The following is a 2,560-nucleotide window of genomic DNA, read 5'->3' on the forward strand; positions in this document are numbered from 1 at the left end:
TTAACTATAAGCCGGATACATGACTGCATTCGATTTTTTTGCTGTTATATATTATTTTTTTCTTGCATTATCGGGTAGGTCCATACATGACTATATATACACATTAAATAAGTCACAATTAATAAAAATTCATAAATTTTTTACAAACTATTTAAAACCTTCTTGACTCTATAATTATAGTACAATATCCTAAAAATTCCATATAATCCCAAATTATCCCAAATATGACCAAATCTAATTATGGAATAATTTGTACAGGGTATGGTTATATGGCTAATTTGATTTGTATTTAATCAGATAATGTCTGTTATTCCCGCGTAGGCGGGAATCTAGACCCCGCACTGAAGCAGGGATGACACTACCAATTATTGGAAGGTAAATAGGTAAATGAATATTTTTTTGTCAAAATATATAAATAATCTTGATAAGAAAGGTAGGGTTTCGGTACCTGCTAGCTATAGAGCAGCTTTGTCTAGCCAGTCATTTAATGGGGTTATTGTCTATCCGTCTTTTAGAAATAAGTGTATTGAAGCGTGTAGTTTAAAGAGGCTTGAGGAGTTAAGCCAAATGATTCAAACCTTAGACCCATATTCTGAGGAACGAGATGCTTTTGAAACAATCATTCTTGGTGAGGCTATCCAACTTGCGTTTGATGGTGAGGGTAGGGTGATTTTGCCTAAATCTTTAATAGAGCATTCTGACATATCAGAACAGGTTTGTTTTGTAGGAAAGGGATTAGTTTTTGAAATTTGGCAGCCGCAAAATTTTGAGACCTATCTTTCTTCAGCTCGGCAAATTGCTCAAAATAACCGTTTAACTCTTAAGAATATTAATAAGGAAATATGATACAAGAGTCCTCTCATACAGCTGTTATGTTAAATGAAGTTAAGGAAGTCTTGTGTCCTAAAGATGGTGGAATTTATCTGGATTGCACTTTTGGTTTTGGTGGTTATAGTCGAATGATACTCGATTCTTGTAATTGTCAATTAGTGGCAATTGATCGTGATCCAAATGTTATAACTTACGCCAATCAGTTGATAAAAGATTATCCTGGTAGAGTGAGATTTATTCAAACAGGGTTTGCTGAAAGCTTTTCAGAATTAGGTTCATTGAAATTTGACAGCATAGTTATGGATTTAGGGGTTTCTTCTATGCAGATTGATTCTGGCGATAGGGGATTTTCCTTTACTCATGATGGTCCACTCGATATGAGAATGAGTGGAGTAGGGCAGAGTGCTGGAGATTTTATAAATAATGCTGATGAACAAGAAATAGCTGATGTGATTTATAAATATGGCGATGAGTCTTATTCTCGAAGAATCGCTAAAAGAATTGTAGAACATAGGAGGTTAGAGCCTATTACCAATACAGCCAGGTTTGCTCATATTGTTCGTAGTAGTATAGGTTTTCGAAAAGGTAAGATAGACACTGCTACCAAGAGTTTTCAAGCAATTCGCATTTACATTAATGATGAATTGGGTCAATTAGAAAGATTTCTAAGTAATAGCAAAAATATTCTATCAGCAAATGGTCGCCTAGTAATTGTCTCATTTCACTCATTAGAAGACCGAGTTGTTAAGAATTTTTTTAAAGCAAATTCTGCTAAGTTAGTTGCCAGGTCTAAATATGCGGCAAAGGTTTTTACTAAAGAAAATTCTAAGGAATGGCTTAAGATTATTACAAAGAAGCCATTATGTCCATCGTCTAGAGAAATTGCACTTAATCCAAGAGCAAGGTCTGCAAAGTTAAGGGCTGGACAGAAAATAGAGGGTGCTACATATGGCGGTTAGAATATTTAGTTATATAGCTGTCTGTACTATAATTTTTTCCATTTATGGGTTATTTAGAGTAAAAGATAAGGTTATTATCTTACATTATCAGCTTGGAGAGGTTTCAAAACAACTGATTGATGAGAGTAATAGAATTCACGTGTTAAAAGTCGAACAATCATACCTTACTTCTCCAGCTAGACTAAGAAAATTATCATCACTTTATTTACAATTAGATACTGTTAAAGTTAAGCAAATGATTAGTGATCCTTTAATGCCTGAAAGTAAGAAATATGCCAAGTCTCATGAAGTGAGTGGTTCATATTTTAATAAAACCAATGTTAAGTGGCGTTATAAAACAACTCCTAATAGTAAATATATAAAAACTGTTTCAACTAAAAAATCAGAGTATATTCGATGAAAGGTACTCTTTTTGCCTATGAATACGCCATTGTAAGGAGGCGTAAGCCGATGAGGCAATCTAATGAGTGTGGATTGCCACGACCATTTCATGGTCTCACAATGACGGAAGGACTTCTTACCCACTGGTCATTGCGAGGAGGTACTTTAGTACCGACGAAGCAATCCAGGAAAGTGATTAGGAATGGATTGCTTTGTTCGAGTTTCGTGGTTCATCGCAATGACGCGAGTAGGTTATGAGTAATAATATAGTTTTATTAGCATTGATAAAAAATACTATAAGGGAGTGTTCGTCCATAGTACCCTACAATTTTTGTAACAATGTAGGGAAGTAGGGATCAAAATCGGTAATTGAGTCATACTCCAAAATT

3 protein-coding genes are annotated in these 2,560 nt (G+C 34.5%); all 3 read left to right on the forward strand.

What is annotated here, in order from left to right; translation table 11 throughout:
- The first annotated feature begins 387 nt into the window (after positions 1 to 387).
- Genes mraZ through ftsL form a run of 3 tightly spaced genes read left to right on the forward strand, consistent with a single transcriptional unit; the run spans position 388 to position 2,190 of the window.
- A complete protein-coding gene (gene mraZ / locus RiCNE_RS06725) occupies positions 388 to 846 on the forward strand; it encodes a division/cell wall cluster transcriptional repressor MraZ (RefSeq protein WP_094649792.1) in 459 nt (152 codons plus the stop codon).
- Positions 843 to 1,790 carry a 16S rRNA (cytosine(1402)-N(4))-methyltransferase RsmH gene (gene rsmH, locus RiCNE_RS06730; protein WP_094649793.1) on the forward strand — a complete coding sequence of 316 codons (948 nt, stop codon included), beginning with the start codon at positions 843 to 845 and terminating at the stop codon, positions 1,788 to 1,790. The genes mraZ and rsmH overlap by 4 nt, the downstream gene beginning before the upstream one ends.
- Positions 1,780 to 2,190, forward strand: coding sequence for a cell division protein FtsL (ftsL, locus tag RiCNE_RS06735; protein WP_094649794.1), 411 nt, complete (start codon positions 1,780 to 1,782; stop codon positions 2,188 to 2,190). Before rsmH ends, ftsL begins: the two co-directional genes overlap by 11 nt.
- The last annotated feature ends 370 nt before the right edge of the window (positions 2,191 to 2,560 follow it).

Origin of the sequence: Rickettsia endosymbiont of Culicoides newsteadi (assembly GCF_002259525.1) — a bacterium.
Lineage (GTDB): Bacteria > Pseudomonadota > Alphaproteobacteria > Rickettsiales > Rickettsiaceae > Tisiphia.

Bases quoted from the DNA above. Each gene is read 5' to 3' on its own strand.
- rsmH (WP_094649793.1), top strand. From the start codon at position 843: ATGATACAAGAGTCCTCTCATACAGCTGTTATGTTAAATGAAGTTAAG.
- ftsL (WP_094649794.1), top strand. From the start codon at position 1,780: ATGGCGGTTAGAATATTTAGTTATATAGCTGTCTGTACTATAATTTTT.
- mraZ (WP_094649792.1), top strand. From the start codon at position 388: ATGAATATTTTTTTGTCAAAATATATAAATAATCTTGATAAGAAAGGT.